Annotated in this window: 20 protein-coding genes and 1 tRNA gene; 12 read left to right on the forward strand and 9 right to left on the reverse strand. The window is 41.5% G+C overall.

The genetic code is table 11. The features are described 5' to 3' along the window. The first annotated feature begins 12 nt into the window (after positions 1-12). The 4 genes from AAEY94_RS10365 to nhaD all read left to right on the forward strand — a co-directional run bounded on the left by AAEY94_RS10365 (position 13) and on the right by nhaD (position 6,155). The gene (locus AAEY94_RS10365; protein ID WP_350978700.1) at positions 13-1,737 is read left to right on the forward strand and encodes a chloride channel protein; all 1,725 of its coding nucleotides are present in this window, start codon (positions 13-15) and stop codon (positions 1,735-1,737) included. Positions 1,738-2,251: 514 nt separating this feature from the next. Next, positions 2,252-3,271: an aspartate carbamoyltransferase gene (locus AAEY94_RS10370; protein WP_101088833.1), complete on the forward strand. Its 1,020-nt coding sequence runs from the start codon at positions 2,252-2,254 to the stop codon at positions 3,269-3,271. A gap of 26 nt (positions 3,272-3,297) precedes the next feature. Then, the gene (gene hemL / locus AAEY94_RS10375) at positions 3,298-4,584 is read left to right on the forward strand and encodes a glutamate-1-semialdehyde 2,1-aminomutase (protein ID WP_162023705.1); all 1,287 of its coding nucleotides are present in this window, start codon (positions 3,298-3,300) and stop codon (positions 4,582-4,584) included. Between the two features lie 323 nt (positions 4,585-4,907). Beyond that, the gene (gene nhaD / locus AAEY94_RS10380; RefSeq protein ID WP_059743998.1) at positions 4,908-6,155 is read left to right on the forward strand and encodes a sodium:proton antiporter NhaD; all 1,248 of its coding nucleotides are present in this window, start codon (positions 4,908-4,910) and stop codon (positions 6,153-6,155) included. Between the two features lie 79 nt (positions 6,156-6,234). Here nhaD and AAEY94_RS10385 read toward each other — a convergent pair whose 3' ends face one another. Together AAEY94_RS10385 and AAEY94_RS10390 are read right to left on the reverse strand one after the other, a co-directional pair. Beyond that, positions 6,235-7,404, reverse strand: coding sequence for a general secretion pathway protein GspB (locus tag AAEY94_RS10385; RefSeq protein ID WP_350978703.1), 1,170 nt, complete (start codon positions 7,402-7,404; stop codon positions 6,235-6,237). Beyond that, the gene (locus AAEY94_RS10390; RefSeq protein WP_182744255.1) at positions 7,404-9,071 is read right to left on the reverse strand and encodes an ExeA family protein; all 1,668 of its coding nucleotides are present in this window, start codon (positions 9,069-9,071) and stop codon (positions 7,404-7,406) included. Before AAEY94_RS10390 ends, AAEY94_RS10385 begins: the two co-directional genes overlap by 1 nt. A 130-nt stretch (positions 9,072-9,201) precedes the next feature. Here AAEY94_RS10390 and AAEY94_RS10395 point away from each other — a divergent pair, with 130 nt between their 5' ends. Further along, on the forward strand, positions 9,202-10,446 hold the full coding sequence (locus tag AAEY94_RS10395) for a multifunctional CCA addition/repair protein (protein ID WP_335692722.1): 1,245 nt from the start codon (positions 9,202-9,204) through the stop codon (positions 10,444-10,446). A 268-nt stretch (positions 10,447-10,714) separates the two neighbouring features. Continuing rightward, positions 10,715-10,981 carry an Lpp/OprI family alanine-zipper lipoprotein gene (locus AAEY94_RS10400; protein ID WP_011638433.1) on the forward strand — a complete coding sequence of 89 codons (267 nt, stop codon included), beginning with the start codon at positions 10,715-10,717 and terminating at the stop codon, positions 10,979-10,981. A gap of 661 nt (positions 10,982-11,642) precedes the next feature. On the opposite strand, the gene AAEY94_RS10405 is transcribed toward AAEY94_RS10400, so the two are convergent. From AAEY94_RS10405 to folB, 4 genes are all read right to left on the reverse strand, one after another. Next, positions 11,643-12,491: a putative RNA methyltransferase gene (locus AAEY94_RS10405; RefSeq protein ID WP_101088827.1), complete on the reverse strand. Its 849-nt coding sequence runs from the start codon at positions 12,489-12,491 to the stop codon at positions 11,643-11,645. 105 nt (positions 12,492-12,596) lie between these two features. Continuing rightward, positions 12,597-13,397 carry an undecaprenyl-diphosphate phosphatase gene (locus tag AAEY94_RS10410; RefSeq protein WP_101088826.1) on the reverse strand — a complete coding sequence of 267 codons (801 nt, stop codon included), beginning with the start codon at positions 13,395-13,397 and terminating at the stop codon, positions 12,597-12,599. A gap of 34 nt (positions 13,398-13,431) precedes the next feature. Next, on the reverse strand, positions 13,432-13,947 hold the full coding sequence (gene folK, locus AAEY94_RS10415; protein WP_162023710.1) for a 2-amino-4-hydroxy-6-hydroxymethyldihydropteridine diphosphokinase: 516 nt from the start codon (positions 13,945-13,947) through the stop codon (positions 13,432-13,434). 37 nt (positions 13,948-13,984) lie between these two features. Further along, complete coding sequence (gene folB, locus AAEY94_RS10420) at positions 13,985-14,338, reverse strand: dihydroneopterin aldolase (protein ID WP_011638438.1); 354 nt, start codon at positions 14,336-14,338, stop codon at positions 13,985-13,987. A gap of 278 nt (positions 14,339-14,616) precedes the next feature. Here folB and plsY point away from each other — a divergent pair, with 278 nt between their 5' ends. Next, positions 14,617-15,210: a glycerol-3-phosphate 1-O-acyltransferase PlsY gene (gene plsY, locus AAEY94_RS10425; protein WP_502959396.1), complete on the forward strand. Its 594-nt coding sequence runs from the start codon at positions 14,617-14,619 to the stop codon at positions 15,208-15,210. Between the two features lie 75 nt (positions 15,211-15,285). Here the strand turns inward: plsY and tsaD are convergent, their stop codons facing one another. Beyond that, entirely contained in the window at positions 15,286-16,302 is a 1,017-nt protein-coding gene (tsaD, locus tag AAEY94_RS10430; RefSeq protein WP_162023712.1) for a tRNA (adenosine(37)-N6)-threonylcarbamoyltransferase complex transferase subunit TsaD, read from the reverse strand. 728 nt (positions 16,303-17,030) lie between these two features. Here tsaD and rpsU point away from each other — a divergent pair. From rpsU to AAEY94_RS10455, 5 genes are all read left to right on the forward strand, one after another. Further along, entirely contained in the window at positions 17,031-17,246 is a 216-nt protein-coding gene (gene rpsU / locus AAEY94_RS10435; RefSeq protein ID WP_006080725.1) for a 30S ribosomal protein S21, read from the forward strand. A gap of 7 nt (positions 17,247-17,253) precedes the next feature. Continuing rightward, positions 17,254-17,697, forward strand: coding sequence for a GatB/YqeY domain-containing protein (locus tag AAEY94_RS10440; RefSeq protein ID WP_101088821.1), 444 nt, complete (start codon positions 17,254-17,256; stop codon positions 17,695-17,697). Between the two features lie 89 nt (positions 17,698-17,786). Continuing rightward, on the forward strand, positions 17,787-19,514 hold the full coding sequence (gene dnaG / locus AAEY94_RS10445; protein WP_162023713.1) for a DNA primase: 1,728 nt from the start codon (positions 17,787-17,789) through the stop codon (positions 19,512-19,514). A gap of 150 nt (positions 19,515-19,664) precedes the next feature. Next, the gene (gene rpoD, locus AAEY94_RS10450; RefSeq protein WP_101088819.1) at positions 19,665-21,500 is read left to right on the forward strand and encodes an RNA polymerase sigma factor RpoD; all 1,836 of its coding nucleotides are present in this window, start codon (positions 19,665-19,667) and stop codon (positions 21,498-21,500) included. Between the two features lie 184 nt (positions 21,501-21,684). Continuing rightward, positions 21,685-21,761 (forward strand) — tRNA-Ile (locus AAEY94_RS10455). A gap of 292 nt (positions 21,762-22,053) precedes the next feature. On the opposite strand, the gene AAEY94_RS10460 is transcribed toward AAEY94_RS10455, so the two are convergent. Further along, positions 22,054-23,712 carry a sensor domain-containing diguanylate cyclase gene (locus AAEY94_RS10460; protein ID WP_350978713.1) on the reverse strand — a complete coding sequence of 553 codons (1,659 nt, stop codon included), beginning with the start codon at positions 23,710-23,712 and terminating at the stop codon, positions 22,054-22,056. 235 nt (positions 23,713-23,947) lie between these two features. Continuing rightward, on the reverse strand, positions 23,948-24,670 hold the full coding sequence (locus AAEY94_RS10465) for a DUF599 domain-containing protein (RefSeq protein ID WP_335692382.1): 723 nt from the start codon (positions 24,668-24,670) through the stop codon (positions 23,948-23,950). Between the last annotated feature and the right edge of the window lie 63 nt (positions 24,671-24,733).

The following is a 24,733-nucleotide window of genomic DNA, read 5'->3' on the forward strand; positions in this document are numbered from 1 at the left end:
TAGAGTCAAACCGTGCAATTTAAGATAAATAAAGCCGCTATTATTCACGCCAAAAGAACTACGCGCAAATATCTACGTAACGAATTTAGAGATAAGTTATCTCAGGCTAAAATTAGTGTGCAACTTTGTGCACTCGCACTGTTATTTGCCATCATCGCCTCATTAGTGATTATCTTATTCCGGTTAAGCTTGGTGTGGGCAGAACAATATCTGCATGCAGATTCCATGAGCCTTAGCTCAACCTTAAGCGATTGGCGCTCTTACTTACCTTTAATCGGCGCGCTGCTTATTTGGTTGCTGTCATTGTTGGGGTCAAAGCGTTACCGGCGCATGGGCATTGCTTATGTATTGCATCGATTTAAATTGCACTACGGTAAGGTACCGCTTCAATCAGCTGCTGGACAGTTTTTTCAAGCATTAATCGCACTGATGACCAATTTTTCTGTCGGAAAAGAAGGCCCAGCGATTCACTTAGGTGCGGTGAGCGCAAGTGTTATGGCTGAGAAGTTCTCGTTACCAGACAATAGCGTGCGCATTATGTGTGCTAGTGGTATTGCCGCGGGTATTGCTGCCACCTTTAACGCACCGCTGGCTGCGGTTTTGTTTGTATTTGAAGTCATTGTACGAGAGTACAAAATTCATTACTTTTTCCCTATTATGCTATCTGCTATTTGCGGCGCGGTATCAAGCCAACTTGTATTTGGTAATATTCACGAATACGATTTGATCAATGTGATCCACATTCCACTCGATCATTATCCTATTTTACTCATTGGCGGACTTGCGCTGGGATGTGTCGCTGCCCTGTTTAACTTTTCACTGATGAAAGTCACTGCCACTGGCCAGCACTTGCCATTAATTTATCGTCTGCTCATTGCTGCAGCAGTCACCACTCTAGTTGGTTTAGTCATGCCACAGGCATTAGGCTCAGGCGATTTTGCCATCAATGAAGCCATTAGTGAGCATCCTAGTTTGTTGTTTTTAATCGCGCTGTTATTAGCAAAAATGTTGGCGACCATTGCTGCTATTGGCTTTGGCGTACCAGGCGGACTTATCGGTCCGCTCTATGGTATTGGCGCCTTAATCGGAGCAATTCTAGCTCTAGTCAGTAGCCTAATATTCCCGTCAATTGCGCCTTATGTTGGCTTATATACCGTGATTGGGATGACGGCGATGATGGGGGTTTGCCTGAGTGCGCCCCTAGCAGCATTAGTTGCATTACTTGAATTAACCAACGATGCTTCGATTATTTTACCGGCCATGTTTGTCACCATCCCAGCATTTTTGGTGGCGTATCAGGGATTTAATACCAATTCTATCTTGCTAAAACAACTTGATATTATGGGGCTTGGTTACAAAATTGCTCCGCTTAACCAAGGGCTACAAAAGAAAGGTGTGAGGGTACTGATGGATAAACGCTTTGTCATTGTTAATGATGATGACGAACTGCTACTTGAAGTACTCAAACGGGCAGCAGGTCGCCCAGTACTAGTGCGTAATGCTGAGGGAGAAATTGAAATGCTGCGCCTTGAAATGCAGTCATTTGAAGATTCAACCACGCTATCACGCCTCCCTATGCCGGGGTTACCAGACACGGCCACCCTAAATGAAGCTTATGAAGCGCTGGTCGCGAAACGCTCCGGTGAAGTGTATATCTATCGAGGCACTAATCAGAAAGTCGTTGGGGTAATAAGTTGGGCTAATTTACTTCAAGAAATCCGCTCCGGGCAGGTATAGTCCCAGCCTATCCTCGGTATAAGCTCTCACCGAGTGAAGAAGGAATGTACCTATTCAATCAACCTATTTTCAAAATAGGTCTATTGGCTAACAATACGTATTAACACCTTGAAAGCGATAATTTTATTAGCAAGTTAGACAGCTTAAATAGTGAGACGAAATGCTTTAACAAATATTCATTAACCCATACAAGGGCTGCTATAGCACAATGAAATTTGAGGTAGCTCGGTCAGTATGCCGCTCATTCAGTGCTGAATGAGTCATAAAGGCGCGCAACTTAATTCCATTAAAAAGTAAACTAAAGCCCTGCGAATGTTCTTCATAGCAGCAAGTGAATCTCAAAGTTCAGCACGGTTATTATATTTATCTGGCGGTTCTTTTCTGCTACAATTTTGCCTCAGCCACCCTACACATAACCTATATAACACTCTATATAATGCCCTATATAATAATACGGTAAAATAGCATGCTGTTCTGGTGAATATTTTGCCCCTAAACTTTGGAAATCAGGCTGATGACACAGTTCGAAGGTTCACATATCCTTTCAGTAAGCCAGTTAGATCTGGATTCGATTAACACTATTTTTAATGTTGCTAACAAAATGACCCCTTATGCTTTGCGTGAAAAACGCACCAAAGTGTTGGAAGGTGCTATTTTAGGCAATCTTTTTTTTGAACCTAGCACCCGTACTCGTGTCAGCTTTGGCTGCGCTTTCAATTTGCTTGGCGGACATGTACGAGAAACCACCGGAATGGCATCATCGTCATTATCAAAAGGCGAGTCCTTGTATGACACGGCTAGAGTACTATCAACTTACTCAGATGTGATTGCCATGCGTCACCCAGATGCCTACTCCGTCAAAGAGTTTGCTGAAGGCAGCCGAGTGCCAGTGATCAATGGCGGTGATGGACCAAATGAACATCCAACTCAAGCCTTGCTGGACTTATTTACCATCAAAAAAGAATTAAGCCATTCAGGTATGGGTATCGATGGTATGCATATTGCCATGGTAGGTGACTTAAAATATGGTCGCACTGTGCATTCACTTTCGCGCTTACTTTGTATGCATAAGGACATTAAGTTCACATTGATATCGCCAAGTGAGCTAGCAATGCCTGACTATGTGATCGCCGACATTGAAAATGCTGGCCATAAGATCACAATAACCGAACAACTTGAAGGTAATTTACATAACGCGGATATTTTATATCTTACCCGTATTCAAGAAGAGCGCTTTCCGTCACAGGAAGAAGCCAATAAATACCGGGGTAAGTTTCGCTTAAATCACAATATTTATACGCAACATTGCAAATCAAATACGGTGATTATGCATCCATTACCTCGTGATTCACGCGCGCAAGCAAATGAACTCGACAATGATTTAAACAGCCATCCAAGTTTGGCTATTTTTAGACAAGCCGACAACGGCTTACTTATACGTATGGCACTTTTTGCATTAACACTTGGAGTTGAAAACCAACTCGAAAAGTATGAGTGCCCAGTAAACTGGTATTCACGTAAAGCCGATAGATAATTGGCACACAATATTAAGGATTAGACATGACCCGTTCCGAAGTTTTATTTGAACAGGCTAAAAAAACCATTCCTGGTGGCGTTAACTCACCTGTACGTGCCTTTAATGGTGTCGGTGGTTCACCTTTGTTCATTGAAAAAGCTGATGGCGCTTATATTTTTGATGCCGATGGCAAAAAGTATGTCGACTATGTGGGTTCATGGGGACCGATGATTTTAGGCCATAATCATCCTAAAATTCGTCAAGCAGTGTTAGCTGCTGTCGAAAACGGCTTATCATTTGGCGCACCGACTGAACTTGAAGTAAAAATGGCTGAAAAAGTCATTTCAATGGTGCCATCGATGGAACAAGTTCGTATGGTAAGTTCGGGCACCGAAGCTACCATGAGTGCAATCCGTTTAGCCCGTGGATTTACTAACCGTGATGATATTTTAAAGTTTGAAGGTTGCTACCACGGTCATGCTGACTGCTTGTTGGTTAAAGCGGGATCAGGCGCATTAACGTTAGGCCAGCCAAGTTCACCTGGTATTCCAGAAGACTTTGCCAAGCACACTTTAACCGCGACGTATAACGACCTTGATTCTGTACGCGCTATATTTGAACAGAACCCAGACAATATCGCTTGTATCATCCTTGAACCCGTTGCGGGCAACATGAACTGTATCCCGCCAGTAGAAGGTTTTTTACAAGGCTTACGTACAATTTGTGACGAATTCGGTGCATTATTGATTATCGATGAAGTGATGACGGGCTTTCGTGTCTCTATGAGTGGCGCACAAGGTCACTATGGCGTAACGCCAGACTTAACCACACTTGGTAAGGTCATTGGTGGTGGCATGCCTGTAGGCGCATTTGGTGGCCGTAAAGACGTTATGCAATTTATCGCACCAACAGGTCCAGTCTATCAAGCGGGTACATTATCAGGTAACCCAATTGCAATGACTGCAGGTTTAGCGCAAATGGACGCTTTATGTGAACCCGGTTTGTATGAAGCGCTTGCAGACAAAACTAAACGTGTTGCTGAAGGCTTTAAAGCCGCAGCAGACAAACATGGTATTCCATTAAATATTACTTATGTGGGCGGCATGTTTGGTTTCTTCTTTACTGAAGATAACACGCCAATGACGTCATTTGCCCAAGTCACAAAATGCAACATGGAGCATTTCCGTCATTTCTACCATGCCATGTTAGATGAAGGTATTTATTTAGCGCCAAGTGCTTATGAAGCAGGCTTCATGTCTATGGCTCATGGTGATGCTGAAATTGAATATACTTTAGCTGCTGTTGATCGCGTTTTTGCGGCAATGAAATAGCTCAACTTCATCAGTTAACCTCTTTTTAGGTTAAGCAAACTGTTGGTAACAAAAATAGGATAAATAACTACGTTGTTTATCCTATTTTTATTTATGTTAACAAATTCCTATTACCTTTCTCTGTGTTAATTATTTTATCCACGACTTTGGTCGATAATTAACGAAAAAACTGTGATCTATATTGCGAAAATGCCCGTGGTGTGATGTGATCGCCCCGCCAAACGGAAAGCTTAATTGAACCTTAAAAAAAAGGCTGAATTAGGTTAGCAAAAATTCATGGTAATGATGTTGATTACCTACAACACAAAGTTGGAATTGCAGTCATGCTACATACCTTTCTTATCTCACTTGCAGTGCTTGCGCTGTTAAGTATCGTGCTCGAAGAAGTTACCCATATTAATAAAGCCAAAACCACCCTGTTCCTTGGCTGTATTGCTTGGATCACCTTATTTATTGCCTCTGGTAGCCCAGAGAAAAGTAAACTGGTCGGTGAAGAACTCAATGAAAACTTATTAGAAATTGCCACCTTATGGCTGTTTTTAATGTCTACTATGACCTTTGTTGCTTACCTTAACGCTAAAGGTATGATCCAAGTACTGGTGCAAAAAATATTTCCGCAGCAAGTATCTGTTCGCATGTTGATGATACAAGTTGGGATGTTTTCGTTAGTACTGTCGACTTTTTGTGACAACGTGACAGCCACATTGGTGTCGTTAGGTTTACTGACCACCTTTAATTTAGACAAACAAATGCGTCGCCGTATGGCAGTGCTCATTATCTTTGCGGTGAACTCTGGTGGGGTTGCATTAATCACCGGCGATGTAACGACTCTGATGATTTTTCTTGCCGGTAAAGTGCATATTTCTGAATTATTAATTCTGTTCATTCCTGCCAGCATCAGCGTTATGATCCTAGCAATATTGTTCTCACTCAAAGCCGAAGGGCATGTGAGCACATCGCCAATTGAGCAAAACTACAATACCGTTGATATCGTCATTGGCTTGATTTTCTTCACCACCATCGTATTAACCATGGTACTTAACGTGCTGTTTGGTATTCCACCGGTATTGACCTTTTTATTCGGTTTATCAGTAATGTTCTTAGTCGGCACTACCCATAAGAGTAAAACCGAAGAAGTTCAGGTATTAGAATACATTCGCCAAGTTGAGTTCGATACCCTGCTGTTCTTCTTAGGTATCTTGTTACTGGTTGGTATGCTTAAAGAGATTGGTACGCTTAACCTATTAACAGAAGTCTATGGCATGTATAACCCAAGCATTTCTAACTTCTTTACCGGTGTCGGTTCTGCATTATTAGACAACGTGCCACTAACTGCAGCATTATTAAAAGCAGATCCCGTACTGACAACAGCACAATGGTTAGGCTTAACTTATTCGGTTGGTGTAGGCGGATCGTTATTAATCATCGGTTCGGCATCTGGCATTATCGCGATGAGTAAAGTTGAAGAACTGACATTCGTAAGCTACTTAAAATATGTTCCAGCATTACTATTATGCTACTGCATAGGTTATGGATTAACGCTGTTTTTAGCCAATAACATTCACGGCTAATATTTAGTACGAGGGTTTTTCAGATAAAACAAAGGCGCTAATAGCGCCTTTGTTTTATGCCTAACATCCCAACATCGCCTTAAATTGCTGGCACTCTAAATTGCTCACCATCAATTTCTAATACGATATCTCGAGGACGAATTTCTACAATCGTCAGCTTATTCTTGATCATATCGCCCTGCTGTAATTCAACCCCATCGACATTTAGCCAACGATTACTTGGTTCTGTCGAATACACATGAGCATTAATATTAAACTCCGGTACTTGCAACTGCACACTCGCGGGTAAGTCACCATACTTAGGAATTTGCTGATTGGAAGGTCGAGGGATAGGATCTAATTTTGCTGAGGTCACTTGCTGATTCGCCGACTGTTCATATTCAACGTCTTTAAGCGCAGTTTCAAACGCAGCAATCAAATTACTCTGCTCTTTAATTGATGGTGCTTTAACAGAGGCAAAATCGACATCTTCTGCGGCAGCATTTACTTGCAAGCGCAATGCCTCAAGCTCTGCTAAACCTCGGCGATTAGCCTTAGCGCCCAATGCAATGGCTTCTCGCTGCTGCGCCTGTTGACGATTGCTCTCTTGTGTCTGATATTCATCAACGCTGCTATCTTGCCCGCTTTGATAATTATCCTGTTCATAACCTGCTTGCTGCTGATAGCTTGGTTGCTGAAAATTGGCTTGTTGGGCGTTGGTTTGTTGAGAGTTAAATTGCTGAGAGTTGAATTGCTGGGAGTTAGCTTGTTGAAAATTGCGCTGGCCATCATTTGCTTGCAGATATGGTTCATTCACACCAGAAGGTTCAGCGTAACCATTGTTATTATAACTTGCCGCTTGCGTGTTCATTGCATTCGTATTGAAAGGTTTGGCAATAGGTAATGCCACCTTACCCGCTAAACGAATATCATCGTTATTTTGTACCGCTGATTCATTTTTATTAACGGCTAATGCTTCAGGTGTTTTATGTGGTGTAACAACAGCAACTGGCGCCGTGACAGTTTGTAGTACATTAGCGTCATTATGCTGGATAGTTGATAACGATGCAGACGGTGACTGTAATAGCACACTCATGCCCCATGCAGCGCCGATGCCCAAAGCAATGGCTACAGCCAATAGACTATACTGATTCAACTTATTTGAGCTGTTAGATTGCGATGTATATTGAGGCGGCTGCGTCGACATAATATCGACAACATCACCTTGTTGCTGCTTTTTACGGTTAACCGCATCCAATAGAATTGACATTAACTGCGCACCTCAGAGGCACTTAAACGAGGGCCTTGCTGGCTCAGATATAAGTTAAGCTGCACCAAGGTCTGATTGCCTGCTATACCGTCTGGTTTTAACCCATGCTGACGTTGAAAATTCATTAATTGTTGCTCTAAATCACTATCAAACTGCGTCAGTAGTCGTGCACGTCGCTTGTTGACTAACGCTAAGCTATTTTCGAGCCATTGCACTTGTGCCAAGCTAGAGGACTGACCAATCTCACGCGGCAAGACACTGTCTGGTTGCCACAAAATTTCAAAAGTGCCACTAAAGTGACGGTCAAACCAATCTTTATTCACCCAAAATTGTTGCTCGCCCAGTTGCAATAAAATCTGTTCGGCTTGACGCTCAACAATTACGCCATAAAACACGTTCGTTTGCGTATCTTGCAAGTAAACAACTGCGGGGTAATTAAGACGCATAATACTGTGCCAATTACCTTGTTGCTGATAACAGGCTAAATCTTGTTGCTGCGCAGCTTGGCAGGCAGACAAGCCGATAATAGGCTGTTTATTCCACAAGCCAAATAATCCGGCAAAGGCATTATCAATGCTACTGCTTTGTAGCATTGCTTGGCGCATAATTTGTTGTTGTGCATTGGCAACTGGAGTTGCTGCTTGTACTTGTTGAGTTTGTGCTGCTTGGTTTATCTGGCTAGGCATAACTGCAGGCGTTTGATTGGCTAGGCTAGATTGCGCTTGAACATCTGCTATCGCCGCATTCGCATTCATATTGTTTTCAATGGCTGAACGATTAAACAGATAAAATGATAAACCAAAAGCGAGCACCAACGCAGTAGCGGCAATAAATGGCCAGCGTTTGTCGCCTGGTACATCAATATCACCCAATACTTCGACCGCAGCTTGATTAACCATTTTGTGATCGATCGGAACCTTAGCTTGACCATAACCAGCCATTAATGCACGTTCACATAATAAGTTGGTTAAACGCGGAATACCGCCAGAATGTTTATGTAACGCGGTTATCGCCTTACGTGTAAATAGCGGCTCATGCCTACCGGCAACCTGCAAACGGTGCAACACATATAGAGCAATTTCATCTTTATTTAGCGGTAATAAATGATAGCGAGCGGTGATCCGCTGTGCTAACTGACGTAAGTCTTGACGCTTTAGCAGTTGTTGTAATTCTGGCTGGCCAATCAAAATCACTTGCAGCAGTTTTTTGGTGTTGGTTTCTAGATTGGTCAATAAACGCAGCTGCTCTAATACTTCCGAACGCAAATGCTGTGCTTCATCAATAATCAGCACCGTATTACGACCATTTTTGTGATTATTCAGTAAGTACATGCTGATTAAATCAGTCAACTGCTTTAACGTCGGATTTTCACCGTATTTAATTTCCAGCTCATCACATAGGGTGGCTAAGAGTTCAAGCTCTGTTAACGATGGGTTTAGAATAAACGCGGTGTCGGTATTATCGGGTATTTGTTGTAATAGACAGCGAGAAACAGTGGTTTTTCCAGTGCCGACTTCACCCGTTAATAATACAAAGCCACCGGTTTCACCTAGGCCGTAGGTTAAATGAGCCAACGCCTCACGATGACGGTCACTTAAGAACATATAATGAGGGTTAGGCGCGATAGAAAATGGATTATCGTTTAATCCATAGAAGGCTTTATACATTCGACCAAAAATCCTTATTTGAAACTGACGGCTCACGTTAATGCTTGTATGACAGCTTGTCAAAAGTTAGCCGTAAAAATCTAACTCTGATAAGATTTAAGCAACTTATTATTACACGTTGTGGTACGCCATGAAGATTTATTTAGTAGGCGGGGCCGTACGCGATACCCTTCTTAAACAAACTGTCGTTGATAAAGATTATGTGGTTGTTGGCAGCAGCGTAGAAGAAATGCTCGCATTGGGTTATCAGCAAGTCGGTAAAGACTTTCCTGTTTTTTTGCACCCTAAAACTCAGCAAGAATATGCGTTAGCCAGAACAGAACGAAAAACCGGTAAGGGTTATCAAGGTTTCAGTTGTGACGCCAATAAAGATGTCACTCTCGCCGAAGACTTATTGCGCCGTGATTTAACCATTAATGCCATCGCGCAAGATGAGCACGGCACACTGACGGACCCGTTCCACGGTATTGCAGACATTAACGCTAAAATACTTCGCCATGTGTCAGATGCCTTTATTGAAGATCCCTTGCGTGTATTACGAGTGGCTCGTTTTGCCGCTCGATTTCACCACTTAGGGTTTACTATTGCACCTGAAACCTTACAGTTAATGACCGACATAGCTAATAGTGGTGAATTAGATCACCTCACCCCAGAACGCGTATGGCAAGAATGTGATAAAGCATTAAGCAGCCAAAGTCCGCAGGTTTTTTTCAATGTATTAAAGCAATGCCAAGCATTAACAGTGTTATTTCCTGAAATTGATGCGTTGTTTGGCGTGCCACAACCTGAAAAGTGGCATCCTGAAATAGACACTGGCATTCATACCCTCATGGTTCTCGAGCAAACGAGTCTGTTAAGTGACAATAAAGCAGTACGTTTTGCCGCTCTAGTTCACGATCTAGGTAAAGCGTTGACCCCAAAACAAGATTGGCCGAAGCATTATGGCCACGGGCAGAAAGGTTTGCCGGTCATTAAAAAGCTTTGTGAACGAATTAGAGTGCCAAACGAATACCGTGATTTAGCATTATTAGTCAGCGATCAACACCAAAACATTCATAACGCGTTTGAACTAAGAGCAGAAACCATCGTCAAATTATTTGATAAAGGTGATTTTTGGCGAAAACCTCAACGCTTAACAGAGCTACTATTATGTTGTCATGGCGACTTAAGAGGACGAACTGGATTTGAACAATCTTCCTATCCACAAGCCGAATATTTACTACATTGCTATGAGTTAGCGAGCAACGTCGATGTGCAATCGATTATTGCCGCGGGTTACCAAGGATCACAGATTAAAAGTCAACTTCAGCTAAATCGAGCCGAAACGATTAATAACTATAAAATACAATATATTGAAAGCAAGCAGCTACATTAGCTATTGCCTATTTAGGGTTTTATGAAAAAAAGCGGAAAAAAGCATTTTTTAACAGGGAATAAGCAATAAATCACTAAGATTTATATAAATTCGGCAATTAATGATGCTTTTGGCCCGGTAGACTTGCAATTTTCATTTATTTCGCTATTTTAAATGAACAATCTTATATTTGCCTATAGCAAATAAAAAAATCTGTGACATAATTACGCCGTTGCAAAGGCACATGCCGTTGCACTATTTAACAACCTATATATTAAGGGATTTACCCATGAACAAGAAAGTACTGATGATTGCTGGTGTTGCGATGACTGCTTTATTAGGTGGTTGTGCTAACACTACTGCTTTAGAAGAAAGCGTAGCAAACCTAGGTAACAAAGTTGATCAACTATCAGCACAAGTTGGTTCTTTAAAGTCTGAGCAAAGCAAGCTATCTGCTGATGTTAAAGGCGCTAAAGCTGCTTCTATGGACGCACAAGCCGAAGCTAAACGTGCTAACGACCGTTTAGACAACATGGCTTCTTCTTACAAAAAGTAAGAATAGTTATTAAAAATTAGCTTATTTACATAGGTTGATTATTAGGGCTTGATTGTTGATACCACTACTCTAAGTAGTACTTCAACATCAAGCCTTAATTATTTGTGCTTCGCGTAGAAAAGTAATAGTAAGCGGTATCAAGCGGTATCAAGCGGTATCAAGCGGTATCAAGCGGTATCAAGCGGTATCAAGCGGTATCAAGCGGTATCAAGCGAAAAATCTAAACACCTACAGCTTCTCCACACCAGCTTTTTCACTATTAATCTATACATTCATTTAATCTTTCTAAACAATCTCACAGATATCATCTGGATTGACCATTAACACAAAGTTCAATCCTAGCATTAGCTCTTATAGCATCTAGCAGCGAAGCGCTCTAGCCCCTAGGCTTGTAAACGCGCTCACCGTTCGTTATAGCTTGTCATCACAGAAATCTTAGCACCAGCTCTTATAACATCTAGCAGCGAAGCGTCCTAGCCCTTAGGCTCTAACGCTCTCACCGCATTGTCGTCCTTATCGCTTGTCATCGCTTGTCATCGATCGCAACCAATCTTAGCTTGTATATCATCTAGCCGCGAAGCGTCCTAGCTCTTAGGCTCTAACGCCCTCACCGCACTTTCATCTTATCGCTTGTTATCGCTTTCCATCAGCTTTTACATTTTTATAAGCGTTTTTTGAGCGTTATAATCTGCCAGTCAAACTCTAGTTCACTAATTGCAGTAGATTTAACTTGATGCTTTAGCTGATCATTAGCACGCCAACCAAATACCGACATATCAAGCAATGTTAATGCCTGCTCACCGGTAACTGACTGAGTAAACACCACTTGTTGCTGTGCATCAATTTCCACATCATTGGGTAAATTTAACTGTAGCGGCTTTTCGACTAAGTCTGGATAAACTTGTTGTTTAATTTGCCATAAATGCCTAATACCAGGCTGCAACAATACAATTCGACCGTCATCTTTTAAAATCCGAATGCATTCTTTCCCTTTTAACGGTGAATCAAGCACCGTCACAATATCGACTGATTGCGAGGCAAAGGGCAATTTTTTTAACGCCAACAACAATAAATTCGCCGGTGTTTCAGATTTTGCCGCGGCAAAGATAGCATTTTCAGCATCGGTAATGCCCCAATGCTGACACGATACATTGGCTTCCACTAACGCAGGCACAAGCTGACGTAAATAATAACCATCAGCACATTGGTAATCGATATGCTGTAATTGTGTGTCACCATTAGAGGTAGAGGCACATAAGTCCAGCAATACTGTTTGAAGTTGTTTAATTAACGGTGCAAACAAGCCTGTTTCTAATAAAAAATGTCGCCCGCGCATTTGTTGGCGAGACTCCACTTGCGGCTTACTCTTGCCCTTTACGTTGCTCAGCAGTGGCCAGTAACCATTAGGGTGTTTATCAAAATGATGTTTGTTATCGCAATAAAATCCCGCTGAAGCTTGATGTTGATTTAGTGGAGCTGAACACACTGGACATAATAAAGATAAAGTCATAATTACACTGATAGTTAATTGAAAGACGGTAAAACAAACGGGTAGAAATACCTAGTGTGGTAAGCCTACCCGCTATGCAAATAAAAAGTCGCTTAAATGCTTATATTAAAGATAGAGTAATCCAAGCAATAACGCACCAAGAGCAAGGCGATATAATACAAACGGCGTCATGCCTATTTTGCTAATAAATTTTAAAAAGAAATGAATACATAAATACGCAGCAACAAATGATACAACAATCCCTAAACCAAGCGCTTGGTAATCGATAGGTGCAGGACTACTGACTAAGTCTTTGGTCACCAGTAACGCGGCACCAAAGCTAACAGGAACAGACATAAGGAATGAAAAGCGAGCCGCGGCTTCACGGGTTAGCCCTAACATCAGTGCTGCTGTCATCGTGGCGCCAGAGCGCGACGTGCCAGGTATTAATGCCATAGCCTGTGCTAAACCGATAAGCAAAGCCTTTTTCCAACCCATTTGAAATTCAGTTAACTGTGCTTTTGACATTCTATCTGCCGCCCACAACAGCAAACCAAAAACAATCGTAGTTATTGCAATCACTAAAGTATTTCTGAAATGGGTTTCAATAAAGTCTTTGGCAGTAAATCCGACAATAACAGCAGGAATAGTCGCTAAGATAATCCACCAAGCGAGTTTACTTTCTTGAGTTTGTTGCTTGCTAGCTAAACTGGTAAACCAAGCTTTTGCCAGTACAACAATCTCATGGCGAAAATAAATGACCACGGCAAATAAAGAGCCTGTATTAACTGCGACATCAAATGATAAACCTTGATCTGCCCAACCTAATATTTGTGATGGTAAAATTAAATGTGCCGAGCTAGAAATAGGCAAAAACTCCGTAAGCCCTTGGATTAATGCCAGCAGAATAACTTGAAACGTTTCCATATTTGTCCTTGTTAGAGATTAACTTATCGATTAGTTATAACGTGTTAATGGGTAATAGTTCTGGTGGGAACTCAAATACAATAGGCCACAATTGTTGACACTGTTTGTCATAATTCTGCCAAAGTGTTTGATAGCTTTGTAACGTCACCGGATGAGACAGATTAGGGACTAATTCTGCCAGAGGCCACAATACAAACGCATTAAACAAAATTTCGCCACGAGGCAATTCAACGGGGATGTCACAAATAACATCGTCATACAGCAATAAGTCAATATCAAGGCTCCTCGGGCTGAATTTTTTCTCACCTCGAATACGGCCATTGTCTTGTTCAATTTGCTTAAATGTCGCCACAACCTGTGCAATTGATAAATCGGTATCAGCCGCAGCCACCATATTTAAAAAATTAGTGCCTTTAAACCCTACCGATTCACTCTCAAAAACCCGTGATAATTGTAATGGGCCAAAATATTGTTGTAAATCAACCAAACCGGCTTTCAGGTGTTTCTCTGGCGAAATATTAGTGCCCAAACTTATGTAAATACGTGCCATTGACTGACCTAATGCTAAACATTAAAAAAAATAACAGTTAAATGCTACCGCGTTCGATCTCGACACCGACAGAAACAGCATGAGGTATTGCACCTGGCTTCATCACAACCACTTTAACCCAAGGCACATTAAATTCGTCTTGCAAACAATGCGCAATCATTTCAGCAACAGTTTCAATCAGCTCTATCGGATTCTCAGTAATCAATGCCGTTAAACGATTTGATACCGTTTCATAACACAATGCATTTTCGTAACTATCACTAGCGGCCGCAAGACGATTGTCCCATGCCATATCTAAATCGATAAGCAATGTTTGATGAAGTTTTTTTTCCCACTCATAGATACCAATAATGGTCTCTATCGCTAACTGGCGAATGAGTACTTTATCCATATAAATTCCTACCTTAACCGATGTAAAAAGACGTTAAGTTCATCCTAATCAAACTTTATTACCGATTATATGCCTAATATGCACATTTAAGCTTTTTCCTAATGAATTAAAGCAGTAGGATAGGCGCTGTTGTTCAATTAACATCAACTAAATGGTTAATGTTAACGCGAAGACAGCTTCAGTGGATACTAAAATGACTTGTCTCACAAATGAATGCGCGATGATACCCTAAGAAGAGTAAGGAAACCAATTTGAACGCCGTTACAGTCACCATTTTGATGATCATTACCGCCTACCTAGCGGGTTCGATCTCAAGTGCCGTACTGGTTTGTAAATTAAAAGGTTTACCTGATCCAAGAACCAGCGGCTCCGGCAATCCCGGTGCCACTAATGTGCTACGCATTGGTGGAGTTAGTTCTGCAGCGCTTGTGTTATTTTTTGACATGCTCAAAGGCGCCCTGCCTTCTTATCTGGGCTATAAAATGGGACTTGATGCCGCATCATTAGGTTTTATTGCTGTCAGCGCTTGCTTAGGGCATATATTCCCAATATTTTTTGCTTTTAAAGGCGGAAAAGGTGTTGCAACGGCCTTTGGTGCAATGGCCCCCATTGGCGGTGATTTAGCAATATGCCTAATCCTCACTTGGATTGTGTTTTTACTATTAACGCGTTATTCCTCTGTAGCCGCAATGGCAACCGCAACCTTAGCGCCTTTTTACACTTGGTGGTTAGACGAACGTTTTATTCTGCCTGTTGCGATGCTCTCAACCCTTATTTTAATCCGCCACAAAGACAATATTGGCCGTTTGCGCCATGGCGAAGAAAGTAAGGTCACACGAAAAAAATCCATAAAAAAACCCAACACCAAATAGTATTAGGTTTTCTTGGCGGCTTGAAAGTAAATCATTACTTTCAAGCTTACCGACTCAAACACGCTAACTCATCAATTAATCTACTGCAGGCAGCGTATCCAAAGGCCATCTAGGCTGACCTTTAACCTCAAGCCCCTCTATATGCCCTGCACGTAAACGCTGTAATCCAGCGTAAGCAATCATGGCACCATTGTCAGTACAAAACTCCCCTCGAGGATAATACACTTGACCGCCTAACTTGGTCATCATCTCTGCCAATGTCTCACGTAAGCGAGTATTAGCACTTACACCACCGGCAATCACCAAACGTGTATAACCTGTTTGCTTCAAGGCTCGTTTACATTTTATCGCAAGGGTATCAACAACCGCTTCTTCAAATGCACGGGCAATATTGGCACGAGTCTGTTCATCATTCGGTTCTGCAGCAATCGTATTTGCGGTAAATGTTTTCAATCCAGAAAAACTAAAATCTAAACCTGGCCTGTCCGTCATTGGACGTGGAAACTTATACCCCGCAGGCAAGCCTTTCTGGGCTAGTTTGGCTAAACGAGGGCCGCCAGGATAATCTAATCCCATGAGCTTGGCTGTCTTATCAAACGCTTCGCCTGCAGCATCATCGACAGATTCACCTAACACTTGATATCGTCCAATGCCTTCAACTTGCACTAACATTGAATGGCCGCCAGACACTAACAAGGCTAAAAAAGGAAATTCAGGCGCATTTTCTTCCAGCATGGGTGCCAATAAATGTCCTTCCATATGATGCACACCGATCGCTGGTTTATTCCATGCATACGCTAAAGAGCGTCCCACACAAGCGCCAACAAGTAATGCACCTATTAGCCCAGGACCTTTGGTATAAGCAACACCGTCGATATTATCTAGGCTTGAATTAGCCTCTGATAAAGCCTGCTTAATCAATGGCACAATTTTGCGAACATGATCACGAGAGGCAAGCTCAGGCACAACACCACCATAATCGGCGTGCAATTTAACTTGGCTGTATAGCACATGCGACAATAAGCCTAATTTATCGTCATACACTGCAACCCCAGTCTCGTCACAGGATGTCTCAATACCAATAACCCGCATAATCTCTCGTCTTCATTAAAAATAAGGCCGCCAATTCTACCCGTCTCAGCGTAAATACTCCAATGTTTAACGATTAAATACCTATCCTTATAAGTAAGCTTATAAGTAAGAGATCAACTCAAGACTCTGAACCAGCAAAACATAGATAACAAACCGATTTTAAACAGTCACAATTAGTGTTAAATACACTTACCAAGGGGCAACCATGATTATTAAATACACTTACCAAGGGGCAACCATGATATTGTCCATGCGCGTTACCTAACAAAACAGGCACTGCAGTACAACTAACGGCTTAAACGAATAGACATATAACGGCTACTTTTTCTTAAATAACCTGAACTTAAGATAACAAATTCCTCCCAAACAGCCCTTTGCCTTGCTAACGTCGAGATTATTTACACAAGAAGACTTGCAATAAGCCCGCTATTTGACGCGTCATTTCGATTTGTTAGTAAAAAATGACAAGTTTGATAGAGGTTAATTACTAAAATTATGATATTTATAATTATATTCTCAACTCTATATACCGAGTTCAGGTTAAATATTAAAAAAATGAAACAGTGGGCTATTTCCCCGAAGAGAAAATCAATCAGGGGTTTACAAATGGTCGCCGCTCGGTGTAAAATTCCGCACCATTTTAAATAGCCTTTGGTTTGAGTGAAGTCACTAAAAATGTTTAGTCGATTTAATCATCCAACATAACTACACCTAAGGGGTGATGGCGTATGCCAATTATTAAAGTACGTGAAAACGAACCATTCGACGTAGCTCTTCGTCGTTTCAAGCGCTCTTGTGAAAAAGCTGGTATTTTAGCTGACGTGCGTGCTCGTGAATTTTACGAGAAGCCAACTACTGCCCGTAAGCGTGCAAAAGCAGCTGCAGTTAAGCGTCTAGCTAAGAAGCTTTCTCGCGAAAACGCACGTCGCGTACGTTTATATTAATCTCATTATGAACTTAACCGATCAGCTAAAAGACCACATGAAAGATGCCATGCGCGCTAAAGATAAAGTGCGCTTAGGAACAATTCGTATGGCACTTTCTGCCATCAAACAGATTGAAGTGGATACCCGCGAAACTCTGACTGATGAACAGACAATAGCTGTATTAACCAAAATGGTTAAACAACGCCGTGATTCGATTGCTCAATATGAAGCAGCGAATCGTCCGGAGTTGGCAGCCGTAGAAGCAGATGAAATTCGAGTTATCGAAAATTTTCTGCCTACACCGCTAACAGAAGATGAAGTAGCAGCGATTATCGATGCTACTATTATTGATGTTGGTGCTGCATCCATGGCGGATATGGGTAAAGTAATGGGAGCATTAAAAACTAAAGTTCAAGGCCGTGCAGATATGAGTGCTATTGGTACAATGATCCGCGCTAAATTGAAGTAATCAATTTTTAATGTTGAATAAGCCGTGCACTTGCACGGCTTGTTTGTTTACATCAGTTGATAAAGTAAATTCGAGAACAACAGCAATCAATGGCGATACCTCGTGATTTTATCAATGAGCTAATAGCTCGAATAGACATAGTCGATCTAATTGACCGTAAAGTGCCGTTGAAAAAAGCCGGTAAGAACCATTCGGCTTGTTGTCCTTTTCATAGCGAAAAATCACCCTCTTTTACCGTCAGCAGAGACAAACAGTTTTACCACTGTTTTGGTTGCGGTGCCCATGGCAATGCTATTGATTTTGTCATGGAATATGATCGCCTAGAATTTGTTGATGCCATTGAAGAACTTGCAGGTCAACTTGGTCTTGCCGTACCACGAGAGCAAGGCACAGGGAAAAGGCCAGATCAAGGATTAAGTCGAGACTTATACGAACTGATGGAAGAAGCTAACCTCTTCTATCAAAGCCAACTTAGGCAGCATACAGACAAACAAAAAGTTGTCGATTATCTTGAATTTCGCGGATTATCGAGTGACGTTGTTGAGCAGTTCGGCATTGGGTTTGCACCCGATGGTTGGGATGGTTTACTGGGTCGTTACAGGCAAAATTTGCCCGCCCAAGATAAATTACTGACCGCAGGCATGTTAATTGCCAATGATAGCGGTAAACGCTATGACCGTTTTCGCGACAGATTAATGTTCCCAATACGCGATCGTCGTGGTCGTGTTGTTGGATTTGGAGGAAGAGTTTTGGGTGACGGCACCCCAAAGTACTTGAATTCTCCAGAAACGCCCATATTTCATAAGGGTAATGAGCTTTATGGTTTATATGAGCTAAAGCAAAAACACCGTGACCCACAACATGTGTTAATTGTTGAAGGGTATATGGATGTCGTCGCACTCGCCCAATTTGGGATTGATTATGCGGTTGCATCGTTAGGTACATCGACTACAGCTGAACAATTTCAGCTTTTAGTGCGTAGTGCAAAACAAGTGGTCTGTTGTTATGACGGTGACCGCGCCGGCCGCGAAGCAGCTTGGCGTGCACTAGAAACAGCGCTACCACTGTTAAAACCGGGTGACCAAGTCAAGTTTATGTTTCTACCGCAAGGTGAAGACCCTGACACTATGGTCCGCAAAATTGGCAAAGAAGCATTCGAAGCATTAATGCAAAAAGCCATGTTACTGCCCGAGTTTTTGTTTGACACATTAAGTGCTAACCACGGTACCGATAAAGGGGCATTAGCCAAGCAAGCCATTGCGCTAATCGAAAAGGTACAAGATACCGTCCTACAGAATTTACTGTTAGAAAATTTAGCACACAAATTAGGCATGAACAGTAGCGAAGATTTAAAGAAAAAATTAGGTTTTACTGTAAAACAGCCAAAACCGTTAAATGCGAAAGGCTTACAAGGTCGTGGTACGCCATTAAGATTGGCCATTGCCCTACTGGTCCAAAACCCAAGTTTAGGCTTTGGTTTGGCAAAACAGCCTGCACTAGATCGATTACAGATGACCGGCATAGAATTGCTCAATCATTTGTTAGATATAACTCGAGAGCAAACGTTAAACAGCGCACAACTACTTGAAATGCATAGAGAGCATAATCAAAAGAGCACTCTAATAAAGCTAGCCCAATGGGAACATCAAGTGGCGGATGAAAACGTATTGCCAGAGTTTAAGCAAACCCTGATTTGGTTAAACAACCAATATATTGAACAACGATATCAGGAATTAAGCCTAAAACAGGCTTTAACGAAAGTTGAAAAAATGCAGCTAACAAAGCTGATTTCTATAATGAAAGGCATAGCGAAGTAATACGCAATTTATTCGTGAAGAATATGCGTACAAACATTGCCATGGACTAGCTAAGGTTAGTCCACACAGCTATAATTGACGATTTGCGCGCCACTTAGCACAGCTAACTGGCCTATCGTTTTATCAGTTACCCAAAATTGGATGATATCTATGGATCACACTCCGCAGTCGCAACTCAAACTGTTGCTCGCTAAAGGTAAAGAGCAAGGTTACTTAACCTATGCAGAAGTGAACGACCACTTACCTGCAGACATGGTCGATTCCGATCAGATTGAAGATATTATCCAGATGATAAATGACATGGGTATCCGCGTTTTTGAAGAAGCGCCAGATGCCGATGACATGATGATGTCGGAAGACAACACAGACGAAGATGCTGCAGAAGAAGCAGCGGCAGCTCTCGCAACCGTAGAAAGTGAGTTAGGCCGAACCACAGACCCTGTCCGCATGTATATGCGCGAAATGGGCACGGTAGAGCTACTTACTCGCGAAGGCGAAATTGTTATTGCTAAACGTATCGAAGAAGGTATCAACACTGTACAGAGTTCTGTCAGTGAGTACCCTCAAGCGATCGCAATGATCTTAGAGCAATTCGATAAGTATGAAGCTGAAGAATTGCGCTTGTCTGATATTATCTCTGGATTTATCAATCCTGACGACGATGACGTCGCACCAACTGCCACCAATGTTGGTTCAGAATTAGCTGACTCTAAAAATGATGATGATGACGATGACGACGATGATGACGATGAGGAAGAGGAAGAAGGCAACAAAGGGCCAGACCCTGAAGAAGCCAAAGAAAAATTCACTCAACTCAGAGAAGCCTACGAAAAAAGCTTAGGAATTATTGCCGAAAAAGGCCGTGACCACCCTGAAGCGATTGGCTCATTATTTGTTATTGGCGAATTATTCAAAGAATTCCGTTTAGTACCTAAACAGTTTGACCGTTTAGTGAAAAGCATGCGCAACATGATGGACCGCGTACGAATTCAAGAACGTCTAGTCATTAAGCTTTGTGTTGAACACGCTAAGATGCCAAAGAAAAACTTTATTAAGGCTTTCACTGGCAACGAAACAAACTTAGATTGGTTTAACAAAGAAAAAGAAAGCACTAAGCCTTACGCTGAAGGTTTGCGTATGATCACCGATGACGTAACGCGTTGTGTGACCAAACTTGGTGCTATTGAAGTTGAAACAGATTTAACCATCGCAGGCATTAAAGACATTAACCGTCGTATGTCTATCGGTGAAGCGAAAGCTCGTCGTGCGAAAAAAGAAATGGTTGAAGCTAACTTACGTTTGGTTATTTCTATTGCCAAAAAGTACACCAACCGTGGTTTACAGTTCTTGGATTTAATCCAAGAAGGTAACATTGGTTTGATGAAAGCAGTAGATAAGTTTGAATACCGCCGTGGTTACAAGTTCTCGACTTATGCAACGTGGTGGATCCGTCAGGCAATCACTCGTTCAATCGCCGACCAAGCACGTACGATCCGTATTCCAGTACACATGATCGAAACGATTAACAAGCTGAACCGTATTTCTCGTCAAATGCTTCAAGAAATGGGCCGTGAGCCGTCTCCTGAAGAATTGGCTGAACGTATGATGATGCCTGAAGATAAGATTCGTAAGGTGCTGAAAATCGCTAAAGAGCCAATCTCAATGGAAACCCCAATCGGTGACGATGAAGATTCGCATTTAGGTGATTTTATCGAGGATACTACCCTCGAGCTACCACTTGACTCAGCAACTAGCGAAAGTCTAAAGAACGCCACACACGAAGTGTTAGCTGGCCTAACAGCCCGTGAAGCAAAAGTACTGCGTATGCGTTTTGGTATCGATATGAATACTGACCACACGTTAGAAGAAGTGGGTAAGCAATTTGATGTTACACGTGAACGTATTCGTCAAATTGAAGCTAAAGCGTTACGTAAATTACGTCACCCTTCTCGCTCAGAAATCTTAAAGTCGTTCTTAGACGAATAAGCTCACTGAAAAAATAGTATAAAAACCTGCTTCGGCAGGTTTTTTTATGTCCAAAAACGCAATAATTGCTTAACAGATAACCAATTGAAACAAGATAAGTAAATACAACTAAAAACACGGGTGACAAGTGCCAACAAACTTCGTATACTTTCCCCGCTTTCGATAGTGACGACTATCTTAAGTCGGCCCCTTAGCTCAGTTGGTTAGAGCATACGACTCATAATCGTCAGGTCCCCAGTTCGAGTCTGGGAGGGGCCACCAATTCTGATAAGCCGTAGTAGGTTAATACCTACTACGGCTTTTTCATATCTGGCGTTCTGTGTTGTAGCAAATGTGTAGCAGATACTTAAATAAAAGTCAGTAATTGAAGGAATTTGAATCCGCTTGCCATTTTGATAGTTATGCAAATCACCAACCATCAAATAACTCCACGATAAGCGCTTATAACGCTCTTGAACAATCTGCGTGATGCATTAGAGGATAGCCAATCGGCTTAAGTAAAAACCAAGGTAACTAATTTAAGCTTCGCTATCGTATATGCCTCAGCTTCTTTCTAGCCAATAATGTCATCAACTACTATCTTGTTTCGACCCGATCCTTTGGCTTTGTACAAAGCGCTATCAGCTCGTTGGAACCACTCTTTAAAAGGCTCTTCAATACGCAGAGTTGCCATGCCGGCACTAAAGGTTAACTTGTCAATTGGCGCAAAGTCCATCTGTGAGATTTTTTGACGTAGCGCTTCAATATGTTTAAAGACCATAGCCGAGGTCGCTTCTGGTATTAAAATCACAAACTCTTCGCCCCCCCAACGACAGATGAGATTTTCTTTGCGCATATTTACAGACAGTTCATCCGCAAAACGGCACAAAATATCATCACCAACATTGTGGCCAAACTCATCATTAATCTTTTTGAAATAATCTATGTCTAATATGACCAGAGTAACAGGAAAATGATGTCGCTTAGCGCGGGAGATCTCTTTATCAACCAGAGCGCTAAAAGCTCGACGATTATAAAGCAAGGTTAACGGGTCTTTAGAGGCAAGCTGTTCAAGCTTTTCATTTTGCTGATTAAGCAGTAAGTTTTTGTCGGTGATTTCTTGGGTTCGATGATTGACCATTTGTTCTAAATGGATAGTGTGTAAATGTATTTTTTGAAGACTATCGTGGAAAGCTTTAGACAGTTGACCTATTTCATCATCTGAATCGATTATTTTTAGATAACTTTTTTTATCTTTAACAGAGGCTTTTACATCTTTGGTCAGTTGCACGATTGGTTTTGTTATTCTATTGGATAGTTCACTGATGAGTAATAAAAATATCACCATCAAAATGATCGAAGTGACTAAAACGTCGTACATTATTGTATATATAGCGTGAAAAATTTCAGACTCTTTAGTTGTGACAAACAAGGTCCAGCCAGGCAGATAATCAACTTTTGAAAATGTGACTATCTTCGATTCATTTAATTTGGCATCCCTATAACGACCGTAGCCATCATTTTGTAATTTAGTTTGTCGGACTATTTTATAAAATCCTGGATAATCAGCACTTTCTGTCATTGAAAGTTTATTCTTCATTATAAAACTTTTATTCGGATGTGAAACCATTAAGCCATTCGAGTCAGTTAACCAAGCGTAACTCTCTTTTGCGAGCTTAATTTCTGCTAATTTAGCGGAGATGATGGTGAGAGGCACCGCCACTGCAAGTGTTCCTATCCAGTTATTTTGCGTGTCTAAAATAGGTACTCCCACCATGATAACGGGGGCCTTTTCAAACCGAGTGATTACTGGCGTGCTAATATTATATTCTTTGCCCACCCATTGTTCAGCACGTATAAATGAAGAATGAGTGACTTTATTTGTATTACCTAACACATCAGTTAAATTTAAATTTTTGTCTACATAAATAGCATTAATGAAATTACCACGCCCCATTGTCATCAGCCTTTGCAGCTGTCGAGCGATAGTCGCTTTATCACCTAGCTTTGTCTTTGGGTTGTTGCTGAGCATTTTTAACATAACCACATATCGAGCAAACTCTTGGCTGAGGAGGTTTGCGTGCATTTTCGAAATTTTGGTAGAGTTTTCTAATGCTAAATCCAGTACACGATCACGCTCATTGATAAATATAGTGATTAAAAGCACAGACGTGAAAGCTATCATGACTAAAGAGAAAATAGTGATAACCTTGGCTTTTATACTATGAAACATATCACCCCTGAAAACGTTTGCTTAACACACTAAAATATATATAAATCACAAAAAATTGATGACACTTAATGGTATAGACTGGTGGTTAGCATTATGTCGTACTGATGCAATACCATTAAATCATGATTGCATAGACTTTGAATTGAACACATAAACTCACTCAAATCATCTTGCATTAAGTCATGTTATTACGCCATATCCGTTAATGTTAACAAACAATACATGTTTTTTGAGGTTAATCTCGACCAATATAAGCTGGATTCTTTTCTAAATAGGCCTGTGCTGCAGTGATAGCAACTACGGCTTTAGAATTAAACTCACGTTGGTACAAGGTATATACCACAAATAAACTGGCTAAAATAAACATTCCTGGATGCATAAACCAGCACAGCGCCGCCATAGAGTAGTAATAAGAACGTAAGCCATAGTTATATGAATGCGCCGCTTGATCTTGTACCACGGCCATTTGCCTTGCATAGCCCAATGCATTTTTATCGCTACCGGTTTTATCTAATGGTGCCGCGCCAATCATAATATTCACAAAACCATATTGACGCATTGACCAGGTAAATTGGAAAAATGCTAGCACGAAAATCCCAGCTAAAAGAGCCAGTTTGATCTGTACCAGCGCGTGATTAGGCGACGAGGTGAAGGGAATTGAACCAATCACGGTTTCAAGCTTTTCAACCTGCGAAAATAACGTCAACACACCCGCCAGGATCAGTAAAGTTGTTGAAGCAAAGAAGGCAATATTGCGTTCTAAATTAGCCAATAATGCCGCTTCCGCTACGCGTATCTCTTTGGCTATTACCTGCGACATCCAATGAATACGTTGCTGATGCATTACTCGTGCAATGCAATTAGAGGTTTTGGCTTTACGACGGGCAAAACCGGTATACCCTATCCAACTAACTAAAAATACAATTAAAGCCAGCGAATCTAACCATGAAATCACCATGCTGATTAACCTATGTAAGAATAAATAATAGATTGATTATGCATCAGTTTTCACCATGCTTAC

The organism is Shewanella sp. AC34-MNA-CIBAN-0136, assembly GCF_040309945.1.
GTDB lineage: Bacteria > Pseudomonadota > Gammaproteobacteria > Enterobacterales > Shewanellaceae > Shewanella.

Bases quoted from the DNA above. Each gene is read 5' to 3' on its own strand.
- rpoD (WP_101088819.1), top strand. From the start codon at position 19,665: ATGGATCACACTCCGCAGTCGCAACTCAAACTGTTGCTCGCTAAAGGT.
- AAEY94_RS10385 (WP_350978703.1), bottom strand. From the start codon at position 7,404: ATGTCAATTCTATTGGATGCGGTTAACCGTAAAAAGCAGCAACAAGGT.
- rpsU (WP_006080725.1), top strand. From the start codon at position 17,031: ATGCCAATTATTAAAGTACGTGAAAACGAACCATTCGACGTAGCTCTT.
- AAEY94_RS10410 (WP_101088826.1), bottom strand. From the start codon at position 13,397: ATGGAAACGTTTCAAGTTATTCTGCTGGCATTAATCCAAGGGCTTACG.
- tsaD (WP_162023712.1), bottom strand. From the start codon at position 16,302: ATGCGGGTTATTGGTATTGAGACATCCTGTGACGAGACTGGGGTTGCA.
- AAEY94_RS10440 (WP_101088821.1), top strand. From the start codon at position 17,254: ATGAACTTAACCGATCAGCTAAAAGACCACATGAAAGATGCCATGCGC.
- AAEY94_RS10395 (WP_335692722.1), top strand. From the start codon at position 9,202: ATGAAGATTTATTTAGTAGGCGGGGCCGTACGCGATACCCTTCTTAAA.
- AAEY94_RS10460 (WP_350978713.1), bottom strand. From the start codon at position 23,712: ATGTTTCATAGTATAAAAGCCAAGGTTATCACTATTTTCTCTTTAGTC.
- nhaD (WP_059743998.1), top strand. From the start codon at position 4,908: ATGCTACATACCTTTCTTATCTCACTTGCAGTGCTTGCGCTGTTAAGT.
- hemL (WP_162023705.1), top strand. From the start codon at position 3,298: ATGACCCGTTCCGAAGTTTTATTTGAACAGGCTAAAAAAACCATTCCT.
- folB (WP_011638438.1), bottom strand. From the start codon at position 14,338: ATGGATAAAGTACTCATTCGCCAGTTAGCGATAGAGACCATTATTGGT.
- folK (WP_162023710.1), bottom strand. From the start codon at position 13,947: ATGGCACGTATTTACATAAGTTTGGGCACTAATATTTCGCCAGAGAAA.
- AAEY94_RS10405 (WP_101088827.1), bottom strand. From the start codon at position 12,491: ATGACTTTATCTTTATTATGTCCAGTGTGTTCAGCTCCACTAAATCAA.
- AAEY94_RS10465 (WP_335692382.1), bottom strand. From the start codon at position 24,670: ATGGTGATTTCATGGTTAGATTCGCTGGCTTTAATTGTATTTTTAGTT.
- AAEY94_RS10370 (WP_101088833.1), top strand. From the start codon at position 2,252: ATGACACAGTTCGAAGGTTCACATATCCTTTCAGTAAGCCAGTTAGAT.
- AAEY94_RS10400 (WP_011638433.1), top strand. From the start codon at position 10,715: ATGAACAAGAAAGTACTGATGATTGCTGGTGTTGCGATGACTGCTTTA.
- plsY (WP_502959396.1), top strand. From the start codon at position 14,617: ATGATCATTACCGCCTACCTAGCGGGTTCGATCTCAAGTGCCGTACTG.
- AAEY94_RS10390 (WP_182744255.1), bottom strand. From the start codon at position 9,071: ATGTATAAAGCCTTCTATGGATTAAACGATAATCCATTTTCTATCGCG.
- dnaG (WP_162023713.1), top strand. From the start codon at position 17,787: ATGGCGATACCTCGTGATTTTATCAATGAGCTAATAGCTCGAATAGAC.